The 14,136-nt window shown below is 69.6% G+C and carries 12 protein-coding genes; 3 read left to right on the top strand and 9 right to left on the bottom strand.

Annotated features, from left to right (window positions below):
• Positions 1-31: 31 nt before the first annotated feature.
• From LK10_RS10735 to LK10_RS10720, 4 genes are all read right to left on the bottom strand, one after another.
• The gene (locus tag LK10_RS10735) at positions 32-844 is read right to left on the bottom strand and encodes a hypothetical protein (RefSeq protein ID WP_043123464.1); all 813 of its coding nucleotides are present in this window, start codon (positions 842-844) and stop codon (positions 32-34) included.
• Positions 841-1,395 (bottom strand): RNA polymerase sigma factor, encoded by a 555-nt coding sequence (locus tag LK10_RS10730; protein WP_231567725.1) that lies wholly within the window; start codon positions 1,393-1,395, stop codon positions 841-843. Before LK10_RS10730 ends, LK10_RS10735 begins: the two co-directional genes overlap by 4 nt.
• A 181-nt stretch (positions 1,396-1,576) precedes the next feature.
• The gene (locus LK10_RS10725) at positions 1,577-2,266 is read right to left on the bottom strand and encodes a hypothetical protein (protein ID WP_043123462.1); all 690 of its coding nucleotides are present in this window, start codon (positions 2,264-2,266) and stop codon (positions 1,577-1,579) included.
• A 150-nt stretch (positions 2,267-2,416) separates the two neighbouring features.
• Complete coding sequence (locus LK10_RS10720; RefSeq protein WP_043123459.1) at positions 2,417-2,863, bottom strand: PPC domain-containing DNA-binding protein; 447 nt, start codon at positions 2,861-2,863, stop codon at positions 2,417-2,419.
• 176 nt (positions 2,864-3,039) lie between these two features.
• Between LK10_RS10720 and LK10_RS10715 the strand changes: the two genes are divergently transcribed.
• Positions 3,040-3,417, top strand: coding sequence for a glyoxalase superfamily protein (locus tag LK10_RS10715; protein ID WP_043123457.1), 378 nt, complete (start codon positions 3,040-3,042; stop codon positions 3,415-3,417).
• A 67-nt stretch (positions 3,418-3,484) separates the two neighbouring features.
• Here the strand turns inward: LK10_RS10715 and LK10_RS10710 are convergent, their stop codons facing one another.
• The 3 genes from LK10_RS10710 to LK10_RS10700 form a co-directional block, all read right to left on the bottom strand.
• On the bottom strand, positions 3,485-5,524 hold the full coding sequence (locus tag LK10_RS10710; protein WP_231567724.1) for an ArnT family glycosyltransferase: 2,040 nt from the start codon (positions 5,522-5,524) through the stop codon (positions 3,485-3,487).
• Positions 5,521-7,647, bottom strand: coding sequence for an ArnT family glycosyltransferase (locus LK10_RS10705; RefSeq protein WP_043123452.1), 2,127 nt, complete (start codon positions 7,645-7,647; stop codon positions 5,521-5,523). Before LK10_RS10705 ends, LK10_RS10710 begins: the two co-directional genes overlap by 4 nt.
• A gap of 103 nt (positions 7,648-7,750) precedes the next feature.
• Entirely contained in the window at positions 7,751-9,085 is a 1,335-nt protein-coding gene (locus LK10_RS10700) for a bifunctional glycosyltransferase family 2/GtrA family protein (protein WP_081998452.1), read from the bottom strand.
• A gap of 616 nt (positions 9,086-9,701) precedes the next feature.
• Between LK10_RS10700 and LK10_RS10695 the strand changes: the two genes are divergently transcribed.
• On the top strand, positions 9,702-10,601 hold the full coding sequence (locus tag LK10_RS10695) for a DMT family transporter (RefSeq protein ID WP_043123450.1): 900 nt from the start codon (positions 9,702-9,704) through the stop codon (positions 10,599-10,601).
• A 16-nt stretch (positions 10,602-10,617) separates the two neighbouring features.
• Here the strand turns inward: LK10_RS10695 and LK10_RS10690 are convergent, their stop codons facing one another.
• Both LK10_RS10690 and LK10_RS10685 read right to left on the bottom strand, forming a co-directional pair.
• Positions 10,618-12,162 carry a sensor histidine kinase gene (locus LK10_RS10690; RefSeq protein WP_043123449.1) on the bottom strand — a complete coding sequence of 515 codons (1,545 nt, stop codon included), beginning with the start codon at positions 12,160-12,162 and terminating at the stop codon, positions 10,618-10,620.
• Positions 12,159-12,899, bottom strand: a complete 741-nt coding sequence (locus LK10_RS10685) for a response regulator transcription factor (protein ID WP_043123447.1) — start codon at positions 12,897-12,899, stop codon at positions 12,159-12,161. The genes LK10_RS10690 and LK10_RS10685 overlap by 4 nt, the downstream gene beginning before the upstream one ends.
• Positions 12,900-13,101: 202 nt before the next feature.
• Between LK10_RS10685 and LK10_RS21885 the strand changes: the two genes are divergently transcribed.
• The gene (locus LK10_RS21885) at positions 13,102-14,121 is read left to right on the top strand and encodes a hypothetical protein (RefSeq protein ID WP_156144128.1); all 1,020 of its coding nucleotides are present in this window, start codon (positions 13,102-13,104) and stop codon (positions 14,119-14,121) included.
• Positions 14,122-14,136: the final 15 nt, after the last annotated feature.

Here is a 14,136-nt window from a genome sequence, read left to right as displayed (position 1 = left end):
CAGCAAGCACTCTGAACGCCCGAAACCTGCCCTAGTGCAGGCCCCCCGGGAGCCCGGTCGGCGCTGTCGGGAGGACTCCGGGGACCGCGGGAAGCTTCGGAAGGGGAACGCCGAGATTCGGGCTCGGCAGCTGGGTCGGCAGCGCCGGGAGGCTCGCCTTCGGTGAGGGGGACGCCGTGCTGGAACCCGCCGTCGTCCGCGGTGCGCTCGTGGCGGCCGACGACGGCGCCGGCGCCTCCGCGCGCGGGCCCGCCGTCTCACTTTGTCCCGCCTCAGGCGACGCTGGGGCGGACGGGCCCGCTGACGGAGCCGCGGGGGCGGGCACTGTGGCTGGGACAGGCGCGGCGGGAGGCGAGGAGGGAGTGCTCGCCGCATGGCCCCCGAGAACGCTGATGACCGAGTTGATGCCGTCGTTGAGCGTCGAGCGGAAACCCTCGTCGGCTGCTGCCGCGGCGGCGGTCCCGGCGCCGATTGCCGCCGTCAGGACGAGCGCGGCAGCGAGCGGACGACGGCGGCGGGTACGCCGGGCAGGGCGAGGGGGACGGGACGCGCCGTCCCCCTCGATGACCCGGAGCGCGGGCAAGGTTGGAGTGCCAGTGATCGCGGGACCAGGGGCGGGCGCTTCGGATGCGGGCGCCTCGGAGGTCGCGGCGGCCTCCTCGGTCAGCAGGAGCGCCTCGAGCAGCGGCCCGGGCTCTACGGCGTCTCCGTGGGCCAGCGTGCGCAGTTCGGCGAGCAGCGGCCTGAGGGAATCGGCGCTGTCGGGGTCGACGTCAGTCAGGACCTGATCGATGACCCTCTGGTCGTTGTGATCGTCGGTCTCGCGATCGTTGATGGGGTTCATGACGGGCTCAGTTCTGTGATGACTGCGTGACTTCTCAGGGCTTCGAGGGCCCGCCGCTGGAGCTGTTTGACGGCGCCGGCGGTGCGGCTCATGATTTCGGCGGTCTGCTCGATCGACAGATCCGCGACGACCCGGAGGAGGAGGACCTCGCGGTGGTCGTCTGTCAGGGAGTTCAGGAGGCTCAACGCGCCTGCCCCGCCGAGGGCGAGGTCTTCGGTCGTGGCCGGTGTGGTGCGGGAATCCAGTTCGGGATCGTGGGGAACGAGGGCCGGAGTCCGCTCGCGGCGCCGGTGGTGGTCGACGGCGCGGGAGTGGGCGATCGTGAAGACGAGGGCCTTCGCCCCCTCGAGACCTCCTTTGAGGCTCCCGATCCGGGAGTACAGCGAAAGGAAGACGTCTTGAGTCACCGCCTCGCTGTCCTCGACCCCGCGTGCCCTCAGATAGCCGCGCACCGACGGCGAGAGGGTACGGAAGGCTGCGGTGAAGAGTTCAGCGTGGTCGCCGGGATCCATCGTGGGGATCTCGCGGCTTGGATCCTCGTGGGGCTCCAACCGGTCTCCCTTGGGTAGTGCTTGGGCCGGGCGCGCCGGGCCGCCAATGCGGGGCGGGTTGGGCTTCAGCGGCAGCCTCTCAGCTGCGCGCGCCGGTCTCGGGCAAGGCCGCGGGGGCCGGCCGATCGGCCAGTCCCCGCGGAACGACTTGCCAGCCTATCTCAGTTGCGAGCGGCTTGCGTTACGGCTGGACCGGCGACGACGGCAGGACCGAGGGAACGGCCGGGACCGCAGGGACGGCCGGGACGGCCACGTGCGAGGGCAGCGACGGGAGGGCAGGAGCCGAAGGCAGCGACGGGACGGCCGGTGCTACGGGGACGGCAGCGTTGGCGCCTGCATCCGCGTTGGCGCCCGCGTTCGCCGAAGCCTGAGCGGACTGGCCCGCGATCACCGTGTTGCAGAACGCGGAGACATTCGACTGACCGTTCGCGTCCGCAACGAGGTTGTGGAACTCGATGGAGCTGGCGTTCAGACTGCCCTGCGCGTACGCGGTGCAGAGGCCGAGGGCCGCCTGAGCGTTCACACCCGCGTTCGGAGCGATCGACGACGGGAGGTTCGACGCCGAGGCTGCCGCGGACTTGGCGGCGGAAGCGGCGTGAGACGCAGCCTGCGAGGCGGCACCTGTGGGGAGGGCCGGCGTCGTCGGCGTCGCCGGGAGGGCCGGCGCAGCAGGGACGGCGGGCGTTGCCGGGAGTGCCGCGGCAGGGAGTGCCGGGGCCGGAGCCCCGATGAGCTGGTGGGCGGTCTGCTGGGCCGAGGCCGGAAGCGCGTTCGCGTAGGCGGCAGTTCCCGCGCCGCCAAGGGCGAGGGCACCGAGGGCGGCAGCGCTCACGGCGACCTTGCTCGAGGCGACAAGAGTGAAGAACGACATGGAATCTCCTGGAAGGTTCGGGGCCAACTGGGAGGACCGTCTGGGCGGCCCTACTCCCGTCCAACCGAAGGGGACCCTCGAAAGGTCACGCGCTCTTCAAAAGAATTTTCACCAAGGGGCAATCAGGGCAGGGGCAATCGACGACTCCCGTCAGTGGTTGGTGCGGTCCGGATCGATGAGCGCGAGACCCAGGTCGGGATGGCTCGTCTTCCGGAGCGCGGCTGGGGTCTCGCGGATGATGACCTCGAGAGTGGGCCATACCTCTGCGCTGAGCAGGTGGCCGCCGCGCGTGGTGCCGTCCGGTAGGCCGAGGACGACGTGTGCGTGGACCTGCGGGCCATTGTCAGCAAGGGCGATGTCGCCCACGAGGGAGAGCAGCTCGCACTGCTGGTCCACCGGAATATGCCGGTAGTCCTTGGCATCCCGATCGAACCAGCCGACCGTGGCCCGCTTGAACGCGCCTACCCCCGTGATCTGGGCGGCGCTGAGCTGGTTGCTCTTGGCGAAGTCGCTCAGCAGCTGGAACGCGTCCTCTCCCGGTTCTCCAATTACGACGAACACTGCTTCCCCGTCGGACGGCAGCTTGGTGGTCTTCATTGGCATCTCCTCTCATAGGCGGCATTAAGCTCATGCCCGGTCTACGAGGCGTCAACCGATGGCACAGTTCACCTGACGCCTCACGGTTCTCAGCCGCCTGAAGAAGCGGACACGCGCGGTCCGCAGCTTGCCCGCGCCGGGTACCGCTCGCCGTCGTCCGTCCCTACCTTGGAGGCATGGACTGGAAGCTTGAGCTGGTGTTCGTGCCCGTCGCCGACGTCGACCGGGCCAAGGATTTCTACGTCAACAAGGTGGGCTTCAACGCCGACTACGACGAGCGGGTCAACGAGAACCTGAGGTTCGTGCAGCTCACGCCGCCTGGATCCGCGTGCTCGATCGCGATCGGGGAGGGCCTCAGCGATGCGGCGCCCGGAACCGCACCGAACCTGCAGCTCGTGGTGAGCGATATCCAGAAGGCCCACGACCAGCTCAAGGGCAACGGCGTGGACTGCAGCGAGATCCAAGTGCTCGACTGGGGCCACTTCGTGTACTTCCAGGACCCCGACGGCAATAAGTGGGCCGTGCAGTACATCCCGTCCCGGCCGAACGGCTAGGCGCGAGTGCGCAGCAGGCGCGGGTTGCAGCGAGCCAGACCCGCGCCTGCTGCTCGCTCAGCTTGGGTTAGCCCAGCGCGTAGACCTTCGTTCCGCCGATGGTCTGGGCTGGGTGGCTCGTTTCGACCCACTGGGCGATCTGCTGCGCGTCATCCGAGCCGGAGCTGCCCTGCATGAGGCTCGAGGCGATGAAGTAGTGGACCTTCCCCTGCTTCACGAGCTCCTGGAACTGGGCGAGCGTGGGTGCGGGGTCGGTGCCGTTGAAACCGCCGAGGGCCATGACGGGCAGTTGCGTCGCGAGCTGGTAGCCCGCGGCATTGTTGGAGCCGACGACGGCGGCTGCCCACGTGTACTTCGAGGCGTCGGTTTGGAGGGCGGTCACCAGAGCGGACGACGGCGTTGGCGCGTCGAGGAGGCCGCCGGCACCGCCGCCGCCTCCGCGGAAGCCGCTCGGGGGACCGCCGAAGCCGCCTCCCGTCGGCGTCGTGCCTTGGCCTCCGAAGCCGCCCGGCCGGCCGCCTGTTCCACCGGAGCCAATCCCGAGGAAGCTGTTGAGCCCGCTCTGGCCGCTGCGGAAGCCGCCGAAGCCCGGCCGGCCGCCGGAGGAAGCTGGGCCGGCGGTGACGATCGCGCCGGTATGGGGAGTCGCGACGGTCTGAAGGGTGAAAGCCAACGGGCCGGCGAGGGCGGCGACTAAGGTGACAGCCGCCGTCGTGCGCCCGAGCGGGCGGGGGAGCGCTCGGCTGCTGAGGCGGCCCGCAGCGAAACCTACCGCCAGAATGCTGCCTGCCGCGCCGAGCGTCGCGAGGCCGATCACCCACGGCACCCACGAGACGAAGCCTGCGGGGCGCAGCATGAGCACGATTCCCAGGGCGCCCGCGGAGAGGACTGCGGCCGCGAGGACCGAGGCCTCGAACGGGAGGCGCCGGCGGTGCCACAGGACCCCTCCGCCGAGCCCCACGAGCGCCGCGATGCCCGGGGCGAGGGCCACGGTGTAGTACTCGTGGATGATGCCCTGCATGAGGCTGAACGTGAGGCCCGTGACGAGAACCCAGCCACCCCACGCCACGACCGAGGCCCTGACAGGGTCCGTGCGCGGCGCTCGCCGGCCGACCCAGAGGAGCGCGGCACCCAAGATGAGCGCGGCGGGGAGCAGCCATGCGATCTGGCCGCCGAACGTCGAGGAGAAGAGCCTGAGCAGCCCAGGCTGGCCCCATCCGTTGGCGCCGCCCACGGAGCCGACCTCGTCGCCGCTCAACCGGCCGAAGCCGTTGTAGCCGAACGTGAGCTCGAGGATCGAGTTGGTCTGCGAGCCGCCTATGTAGGGCCTTGCGCTGGCGGGCGTGAGCATCACGGCGACGATCCACCACCCGGCCGCGGCCACCATCGCGGCGAGGGCGCCGAGCAGGTGCACGAACCGTTTGACGATGGGGTGGGGCGCCGCCCACAGATACGCCGCCGCGAAGCCCGGGACGACGAGCAGCACCTGCAGCTGCTTCGTGAGGAATCCGAGGCCGAGCAGGGCGCCGGCCAGGATGAGCCATCGCGCCCGCCCGTCCTGGACCGCGCGGACTACACCGTATCCAGCCGCCGTCATGAGCAGCACGAGCAGCGCGTCCGGGTTGTTGAACCGGAACATGAGTGCCGCTACCGGGGTCAGCGCGAGAACGACGACGGCGAGCAGCCCCGCGGCGTGCGCCGCGCGTTCGCTTCCGGTAGCCAGATGGGCGGGCCGCCGCACAGCGAGGTAGAGGAGCCATCCCGTGGCGACGGCCATGAGGGCCTCGGGCACGAGGATCGACCACGGGCTCAGGCCGAAGATCCGGACCGAGAGGTCGACGATCCACAGGGATGCGGGGGGCTTGTCGACCGTGATGGCGTTCGCGGCGTCCGAGGACCCGAAGAAGAACGCCTCCCAGTTCTGGCTCCCAGCCTGGGCCGCGGCGCTGTAGAACGCGTTGGCCCACCCGTTCACTCCGAGGTTCCAGAGGTAGAGCACGCCCATGGCCACCAGGACCGCAGCCAGTTCGAGCCGCTTGCGGATGGCGCCTTCGGCGCGGGTCGCTGCGTCGGCTGTGGAGCGCGGCTGGAGGGGCAAAGGCGTCACTTCACCAATTTATAGACCGTCGTGTTGCCGACTGTGGTTGTCTGGAAGTTGGACTCGACCCATTGGGTGATGGCCGAGGTGTCGCTTCCGCCGCGACCGCCGAAGCCCCCGCCCCCGATGCCGCCGTCGGCGATGTAGTAGCTGATCTCGCCGTTCGCGACCATGGTCTTGAACTCGTCGAGGGTGGGGTACGGGTCGCTGCCCGTGAAGCCGCCCATCGCGATGACGTTCGTGTTCGAGGCCAGTTCGAGGCTCGCGGCCGAATTGGAGCCGTTCGTCGCGGCCGACCACTTGGTGGTGGTCTGCTGGAGGAGCGCCACGAGGTCGCTTGAGGCGGTCGCATTGCCGCCGGGGCCACCCGTGCCGCCGCCGAGGCCGGCGCCGCCCCCGAAGCCGGCGCCGCCCCCGAATCCCGCCCGGTTCCGGAAGCCGCCGAAGCCGCTCTGGGCGGAGGGGCCGGAGGTCGGGATGGAGCCGGTATGGCCGACGGAGGCAGTCGCGACCGTGAACGCCGCGGTGCCCAGACCGGTCGCGAGGAGCGCAGCGAGGGCGAGAGAGACTGCCCCCGCGCGGAGGCGGTCGAAGCGGACGAGGATCGCGATCGCGGTAAGCACGCCGAGGACGACGATGACGAACTTGAGCCACGGAAGCCACGACGCATCGCGGCCGAGCAGCACAGCGCTCCAGATGCTCGTGACGAGGATCGTCGCGGCGAGCGTGATCCGCGACGGCCAGTAGGCACGGCCACGCCACAGCTCCGCGCCGCCGATGCCGACGACGCCCGCGATCCCGGGCGCAAGGGCAATGGCGTAGTAGGGGTGCACTGTGCCAGTCATGAAGCTGAAGACCGCCGCGGTGAGGATCGTCCAACCGCCCCAGACGATGAGCGAGGCGCGTACGCGGTCGGTGCGGACCGCGCGGCGGGTGAACCAGAACCCCGCGACGAGCAGGATGAGCGCTGCCGGAAGGAGCCACGAGATCTCGGTGCCGAAGCTCGAGCCGAACATGCGCAGGAGGCCAGCCGAGCCGCCGAAGCTCGCACCGCCCGGGCCAACGCCGTTGCCGCCGCCGGGGAATCCACCAGCGAAGCCGGCGAACCCCGACGCCCCCGCGCCGCTGCCGGCGGCAGCACCGGCGTCGGACGCCCCGCGGAACGTGCCCCCGCCGCCGAAGCTGCCACCTCGATTGCCGAAGATGCGCGAGAAGCCGTTGTAGCCGAAGGTGAGCTCGAGGAAGCTGTTCGTCTGCGACCCGGCCATGTACGGGCGAACGCTCGTGGGCGTGAGCGTGAAGGCAAGGATGTAAGCGCCGGCCACGGCAACGATGCCGGCGAGGGCGCCGAGGAGGTGCACGAGCCTGCGCCGGAGCGTCGTCGGGGCGGCCCAGAGGTATGCGAGGCCGAGGGCTGGGACGATGATGACGCCCTGGAGCATCTTCGTGAGGAACGCGAGGCCGATCACCGCCCCCGCCGCGGCGAGCCACTTCCAGCCCGCCTTCTCGATGGCTCGCACCGTCATGTAGGCGGCGAGGACGAGGCAGAACGTGAGCATCGCGTCCGGGTTGTTGAACCGGAACATGAGGGCCGCGACCGGCGTGGCCGCGAGGGCACCGCCGCCGAGCAGACCCGCCGTGGGGCCGCTCACGCGCTTGACCGCCGCGTACATGAGCGCCACCGAGGCGACGCCCGCGAGCGCCTCCGGGAGGAGCATCGTGAACGAGTTGAAGCCGAACAGGCGGCCCAGGAGGCCCGGGATCCAGAACGCAGCCGGGGGCTTGTCGACGGTGATCGCGTTGCCTGCGTCGAGGGAGCCGAAGAACCATGCGGTCCAGTTCTTGCTGCCGGCTTGGATCGCGGCCGCGTAGAAGGAGTTGGCGTACCCGGAATTCGTGAGGTTCCAGAGGTACAGGAACGCGCTCGCGACCACGAGGCCGAAGCTCGACGGGCGCACCCAGCGGGCCTGATCCCGCCCGAAGGCGAGGCGCTGAAGGCGGCTCGCGGGAGAGCCGGGGCGGGACGGACGACGGCGGGTCGCGCCGTCGTCGGACGCCGCGCCCGGGGGTGTGGGAACCGGGGTGCCGGGCGGCGCTGGGACCGTGCTGCCGGGGGCTGTGGAGGCGGTCATGTTCTGGCCTTTCGGTCGGTCTGGCCGCTGCGCCGCGAGCTCGGCGGATCTTCACCGCAGATCTGGGGACGCAACGCGAAGGGGTGCGAGAGCGCCGGTCGGATCAGGCCCGGCGGCGGAACACCCAGAGGCGGAAGAGGAGGAACTTCAGCGCGGTTGCGGCGAGGTTCGCGACGGTGAGGATGCCGAGCTCGAGCCATTGGCTCGGGTGGGGAAGCGAGTTCATCCAGGCCAGGGCGCCCGCTGTGAGGGCCCAGCCGATGCCGAAGACGATCAGGCCCTCGAAGTGGTGGCGGGCAAGCCTCTCAGCCCCGAGCACTCCGAAAGTGAAGCGGCGGTTGGCGGCCGTGTTCGCGATCGCCGTGATGAGCAGGGCCACGAAGTTGGCAGCCTGTGCGCCCATGAGCGCCCGGCCCAGAAGGTACAGCGCCGCGTACGCGAGCGTCGACGCGACGCCGATCGCTCCGAAGCGCACCAACTGGCCGAAGAGGCTCTGCCCCCGCCCGGCCTCCTCCGCGCGCTCGCCCGCCGGCAGCGGCCCTCGGGCCATCGCGGCCTGAAGCTGCGTGAGGGGGATGCGGCCCCGGGCCATGTCCACCGTCATCCGGTACATCCCGCGGAGGTCCTCAAGGGCGGTACGGAGGATGTCGACTTTCGAGTGCGGATCGTCGGTCCAGTCCACAGGGACTTCCGCGCACCGGAGTCCGCAGCGCTCGGCGAGGAGGAGGAGTTCCGTGTCGAAGAACCACGCCTTGTCGAGCGTGTGGGGCAGGAGCTGTCGGGCGACGTCCGACCGGATCGCCTTGAACCCGCACTGGGCGTCGCTGAAACGGGCGCCCATGAGCGAGTGCAGGAGGAAGTTGTAGGAACGCGAGACGAACTCGCGCTTCGGCCCCCGCACTACGCGGGACGAGCGCGAAAGCCTCGTGCCGATCGAGAGGTCCGAGTGGCCCGAGATGAGCGGGGCCACGAGCGGGGCGAGCGCGTTGAGGTCGGTGGAGAGATCCACGTCCATGTACGCGAGGACTGGGGAGTCCGAGGCGAGCCAGACGCGTCGCAGCGCGTTCCCGCGGCCCTTCTCCTCGAGGTGCACTGAGCAGACGTTCTCGAGTTCACGGGAGAGCCGCTCGGCGACGCGCAGCGTCGAGTCGGTGGAGGCGTTGTCCGCGATCGTGATGCGGTACGTGTGGGGGAACTGGGTGGAGAGGTAGGCGTCGAGGTTGCGGACGCAGGCCTCGAGGTCGGCCTCCTCGTTGTAGACGGGGACCGTCACGTCGAGCAGGGGGATTCCAGCGTGGTTCAGCGCAGCGACGTCGAGGGCGACGCCGGGGCGGAGCGTGGGCGTCTCGAGTACGACGGCGGAGCCCGGCTGGGCGGTCTGCTCGCCGAGGTCTTCCGGAGCCTCGAGGGCTTGGGAGGCGGGATCCGTGAGCGTCATGGTTCGACTTTCCCCCGTGGGCTTATGACCCCAGTAGAGCGAAGCTGTGCCGCCCCTGTGACCGCCCCCGCCCCCATTCGTTTCGGTTACGCCAACTCACGTCCTGAGGGGTTTCGGGTACGCCAACTCGCGCCCTGAGGGGTTTCGGGTACGCCAACTCGCGTCCTGAGGGCTTTCGGGTACGCCAACTCGTTCGGGTTCAGGCGTTCGCGCCACCGCCGAACTCGATTGATGCTTTGAGGTGCTGATTTCTTTGACGGATGAGGCCGGGCATGTACCGGTTGAGCACGACGGACTCCGCGAGCAGGCCTAGTGGGCCTAATGGAGCCTCATAGTCCCAACATAGTTGCCTCGTTCCACCGACTGAGTAGCGTTTCTCCGTGCCGGAGATCGCATCGGCGGTGGACTTTCTGTACCTGAGATGGCGGGGGAGGGGAGTTGGTGTACCCGAGATGGCGGGGGAGGGGAGTTGGCGTACCTGAGATGGCTGGGGAGGGTGGTATCTGTACCCGAAACGAGTAGGTGGGGCGGCTGTCGGTCGGCGGTTCTACAGTTGTTGGGTGAAGCTTTGCATCTCCTTCCTGTCGCCCACCCTCGGTGAGGTCCGAGGGCGCTCGTGACCCGCCGCACCTGGCTGCTCTTCGTGGCCATGAGCCTCATCTGGGGCGTCCCATACCTGCTCATCAGCGAGGCCGTCGCTGAGGTGAGCCCCGCCGTCGTCGTATTCGCCCGCACGGCGATTGGCGCCGTCGTCCTCCTGCCATTCGCGGGGCGGCAGCTGCGCGTCGTGTGGGAGCACCGCTGGCCGGTGCTTGCGTTTGCGCTCCTCGAAATGGTGGGTCCGTGGTTCTTGCTGAGCGACGCCGAGCGGCACCTTTCGAGCTCGCTCGCAGGACTGCTCATCGCGTTCGCTCCGGTTCTGGCGCTCGTGATCGCCCGAGCAATTGGCCTCGAGCGGCGTATTGGCGGCCTGCGAATCGTCGGTCTCGTCGTTGCTGTAGGCGGCGTCGCTGCGCTCGGGGGCGGGGGAATGGAGGCATCGGGCCCCTGGCCAGTGGTCGAGATGCTGCTCGTGGCGGTCGGCTACGCGATCGCACCACGAGTCGCTGCCGCCAAGCTCGGCGGTGTGCCCCCACTGCCCATGACGGCGGTCTGCCTCACGATCGCCGCCGTGCTCTCCGCGCCGTTCGCCGCCCTCACATGGCCGACGGCGCTGCCGTCCGTGACGGCGCTGGGCTCGCTCGTGCTCCTCGGCCTGCTGTGCACGGCCCTGGCGTTCCTGCTGTTCTTCCGCCTCATTGCCGCGGCCGGGCCCGCCCGGGCGACGGCGATCGCCTACGTGAACCCCGTCGTCGCCCTTGCGCTCGGGGTGAGCCTGCGCGGCGACCCGTTCACGCCGCTCATCGCGGTCGGCGCAGTGCTCGTGCTCGCCGGGACGTTCCTCGCGACCCGCCGCACGGCGCACGATGCCGCGCCCGCGCTGGAGGCGGGTGCGCCGTCGTCAACGGGGCCGTGAGGCGAACACCCGTCGATCAAGCCGGCAGGTAGACCGCGAACTCCGTTCGCCCGGGCCGGGACGTGAGCTCGACCGAACCTCCGTGGGCGTCCACGATCGCCTGGACGATCGAGAGCCCAAGCCCGGTGGAACCCTCGGTTCCTGTCCGCGCCTTGTCTGCGCGCGTGAAGCGTGAGAACACCTTCTTCTGCAGATCCGGCGGCACGCCGGGCCCGGTGTCGGTCACGGTGATGACGGCCTCGCCTGTGGCAGAGCGGGATACGCCGGTTGTGATGGTGGTCCCGGGGTCGGTGTGCTTTCGCGCGTTGGAGAGCAGGTTGACCATCACCTGGTGCAGCCGCGCGCCGTCGGCCTTGACCTCGATCGGATCGTCCGGCAGGTCGAGCCGCCATTGGTGATCGGGGGCGATGACCTTCTGGTCGCTCACCGTCTCGACGACGAGCTGGGTCAGGTCTACAGGCGCGAGCTTGAGCGGTTGGCCTTCGTCGAGCCGTGCGAGGGTGAGGAGGTCCTCGACGAGTCGGCTCATCCGCAGGGACTGCGTCTCAACGCGCCCGAGCGATTCCGAACCCTGCGGCGAGAGCTGCTCGGTCATCTTGAGCATGTCGGTGTAGCCGCGGATCGCAGTGAGCGGCGTGCGCAGCTCGTGCGAAGCGTCCGCCACGAACTGCCGCACCTTCATCTCCGACTCCTGGCGCGACTGAAGCGCACCAGAAACGTTGTCGAGCATCCGGTTCAGCGCATTCCCCACGTTGCCCACCTCGGTGCCGGGGTGAGCGGCCGACGGCGGAACGCGCATTGCGAGGGCGACCTCACCGGCGTCGAGCGGAAGTTGGGCGACCTTGGCCGCGACGGAGGAGACTTGGTCGAGCGGTTTGAGGGTTTTGCGGATGACGTAGGTCCCGACGAGCCCGATGAAGAGGAGGCCGCCGAGCGAGACGATCACGGTGGTGAGCACGAGCGAGGCGAGAGTGCTGTCCTTGGCGGCGAGCGGGAGGCCCGTCACGATGATGTCGCCCGTCGCCGTCTGGACCGCGACCAGACGGTAGTGACCGACGCTGAGGTTCTTGTCCACGGGCACCGGCTGGGCACCGCTACCGGACGGGACAGCGGTCTGCGCGACCGAGACGAGGACGGCGGCGTCCGAATTGCGGAGGGCGACCCGCTGACCGTCCTGGCTGATGAATCCGGCCACGTCGAGGATGTTGTCGCGGAGCCTCGCGTTCAGGGTGCCCGCGCCCTGGCCGCGCGCTTCGAGTGGATCTGGCCGCGGCGTCGTCTCGCCAGGGTTCTGCGCCGCCCCTGAGGTCGAGGACCCGGGAACGGAGGGTTGCGGCACGCTGCCGAACTGGGCCGCGCGGTGGCTCGCCTGGTACAGCTGGGTGTCGAGCTGCTGAGTGAGGAAGCCGTCCATCGAGGCGTACAGCACCGAGCCGACCACGGAGCAGATCGCGACGAGGAGGAGCATCGTCGCGAGGACGAGCTTGGTGCGCAGGTGCCAGGCGTTCGGATCCGTCCAGCGCCGGCGTGGCCGTGGGACGGCGCCCGCGAGAGTGCTCATCCCTCCGCGGGCTTGATGACGTAGCCCGCTCCGCGGACGGTGTGGATCATGGGCGCCCTGTTCGCGTCGATCTTCTTCCGGAGATACGAGATGTAGAGCTCCACGATGTTCGCTTGGCCGCCGAAGTCGTACTGCCATACTCGATCCAATATCTGAGCCTTGCTGATCACCCGCTTCGGGTTCTCCATGAGGTAGCGGAGAAGCTCGAACTGCGTCGCGGTGAGCTGGATGTCGTCGCCGCCGCGGGTTACCTCCCGCGTGTCCGTGTTGAGTACGAGATCGCCGACCACGAGCTCGGCGTCGTCCTGGGCCGCGACGCCCGAACGCTGCACGAGCCGGTGCAGGCGCAGCATGACCTCCTCCATGCTGAACGGCTTGGTGACGTAGTCGTCGCCGCCCGCGGCAAGCCCTGTGATGCGGTCTTCGAGTGCGTCCTTCGCCGTGAGGAAGAGCGCGGGGACCTCAGGGAGGAACTGCCGCACCCGCTGGAGGACCTCGACGCCGTCGAAGCCCGGGATCATTACGTCCAAGACGAGGACGTCTGGCCGGAAGTCGCGTGCGGCCTTGACCGCCGCGGGGCCGTCCGCTGCGACCTGAACGCTCCATCCCGTCATGCGCAGCCCCATGCTCATGAGCTCGGAGAGGCTGGGCTCGTCGTCGACCACGAGGGCACGGATGGGGGATCCGTCCGGGTGGGTCAGAGCCGGAAGATTGTTGGTCGTATAAGGACTTGCCATGGTTCCAGCCTCCTGTGGATGGATAGTCCGAGCCTGAGATAATTCTGTGGGGAGCCTGTGGAGCCCAGCCTAGCCCCGAGCCTCGGTCGCGGCCTGTTCTGGGGCGCGTGAAGCACAGCCTGTCCAGCCGATCGGCACAGGGGCGCCACAGGATGAACGGCGAGTCTGGTAGCAGCCATCAGACCAGCACCGGAGGATCACGATGTCATTCGGACAACAGAACCCTCAGAACCCCCAGAGGCAGGACCCAGAGCGGGCCGCCAACGAGGAGCAGGACCAGAACCGCGCGTCTCAACCGACCGAGACCCTCTACCCCAACCAGCCTGGCGTGCAGCAGCCGACTCAGGGCTGGGGTGCCCCTGGCCCCCATGCGACAGGGCCGACGGCGCCGGGTTACGGCTGGGGATCGCCGGGGCCGACTGGGCAGGGACATTCTGCCCCGGGCCAGGGTTGGGGCGCGCCTGACCCTTCTGCGCAGGGCCATGGCTGGGGTGCTCCCGGCCCGAGCGGGCCGGGCCAGGGCTGGGGTGCTCGACCGGCGGGTCCGGCCGGTCCCACGGGTCGCTACCGGGGTGCCCTCGCCCGGCTTACCCCTGTGCAGAGGGGCCTCGCGGCGGCGGGCGTCGCCGTCGTCGTCGCTGCCGGCGCCGGGGCCGCCTACTACGCCGCGAACAGCTCGAGCAACGGCGTCTCGGCGGCCTCGTCGAACCAAGGCTTCGGCGGAGCGCCCGGGCAGGGCGGCAGCGGGCAGGGCCTGGGCCAGGGCGGGAGCGGCGGGGGCTTCGGCCGCGGCTTCGGCGGCCCGGGCAACATGGGTCTGGGAGCCGCAGGCCAAGCGCTCCATGGCGAGTACGTCGTGCAGAACAACGGCCAGTATGTTACCGAGCTTGAGCAGACGGGCACCATCACCGCCGTCTCAGGCAGCCAGGTCACGGTCAAGAGCGACGACGGCTACGTCCAGGCCTACGCCATCTCCTCCGACACGACGATTGCGAGCTTCGCCGGCCGGCGCCAGAGCCAGTCCGGTAGCGGGTCGCTGAGCGCGTCGGATCTCGCTGCCGGCCAGACGGTTCGCGTCACCGCCCTCAAGAACGGGAACGCCGCGCTCACGATCCTCGTTTCCTCTACAGCGGGCACGAGTTCGGACGGCTTGGGCTCGGGTACCTCGGGCTCCGGTTCGACGGGTTCGGGCCAGAGCAATTCGTCCGGCCAGAGCAACTAGTCGAACCGGGCAATT

The sequence above is a fragment of the Sinomonas humi genome, from assembly GCF_000802235.1.
GTDB lineage: Bacteria > Actinomycetota > Actinomycetes > Actinomycetales > Micrococcaceae > Sinomonas > Sinomonas humi.
This window is presented reverse-complemented; position numbering and strand designations above follow the sequence as displayed.

Excerpts from the sequence above, each read along its gene's own strand:
- LK10_RS10735 (WP_043123464.1), bottom strand. The coding sequence starts at position 844 with ATGAACCCCATCAACGATCGCGAGACCGACGATCACAACGACCAGAGG.
- LK10_RS10725 (WP_043123462.1), bottom strand. The coding sequence starts at position 2,266 with ATGTCGTTCTTCACTCTTGTCGCCTCGAGCAAGGTCGCCGTGAGCGCT.
- LK10_RS10720 (WP_043123459.1), bottom strand. The coding sequence starts at position 2,863 with ATGAAGACCACCAAGCTGCCGTCCGACGGGGAAGCAGTGTTCGTCGTA.
- LK10_RS10715 (WP_043123457.1), top strand. The coding sequence starts at position 3,040 with ATGGACTGGAAGCTTGAGCTGGTGTTCGTGCCCGTCGCCGACGTCGAC.
- LK10_RS10705 (WP_043123452.1), bottom strand. The coding sequence starts at position 7,647 with ATGACCGCCTCCACAGCCCCCGGCAGCACGGTCCCAGCGCCGCCCGGC.
- LK10_RS10700 (WP_081998452.1), bottom strand. The coding sequence starts at position 9,085 with ATGACGCTCACGGATCCCGCCTCCCAAGCCCTCGAGGCTCCGGAAGAC.
- LK10_RS10690 (WP_043123449.1), bottom strand. The coding sequence starts at position 12,162 with ATGAGCACTCTCGCGGGCGCCGTCCCACGGCCACGCCGGCGCTGGACG.
- LK10_RS10685 (WP_043123447.1), bottom strand. The coding sequence starts at position 12,899 with ATGGCAAGTCCTTATACGACCAACAATCTTCCGGCTCTGACCCACCCG.
- LK10_RS21885 (WP_156144128.1), top strand. The coding sequence starts at position 13,102 with ATGTCATTCGGACAACAGAACCCTCAGAACCCCCAGAGGCAGGACCCA.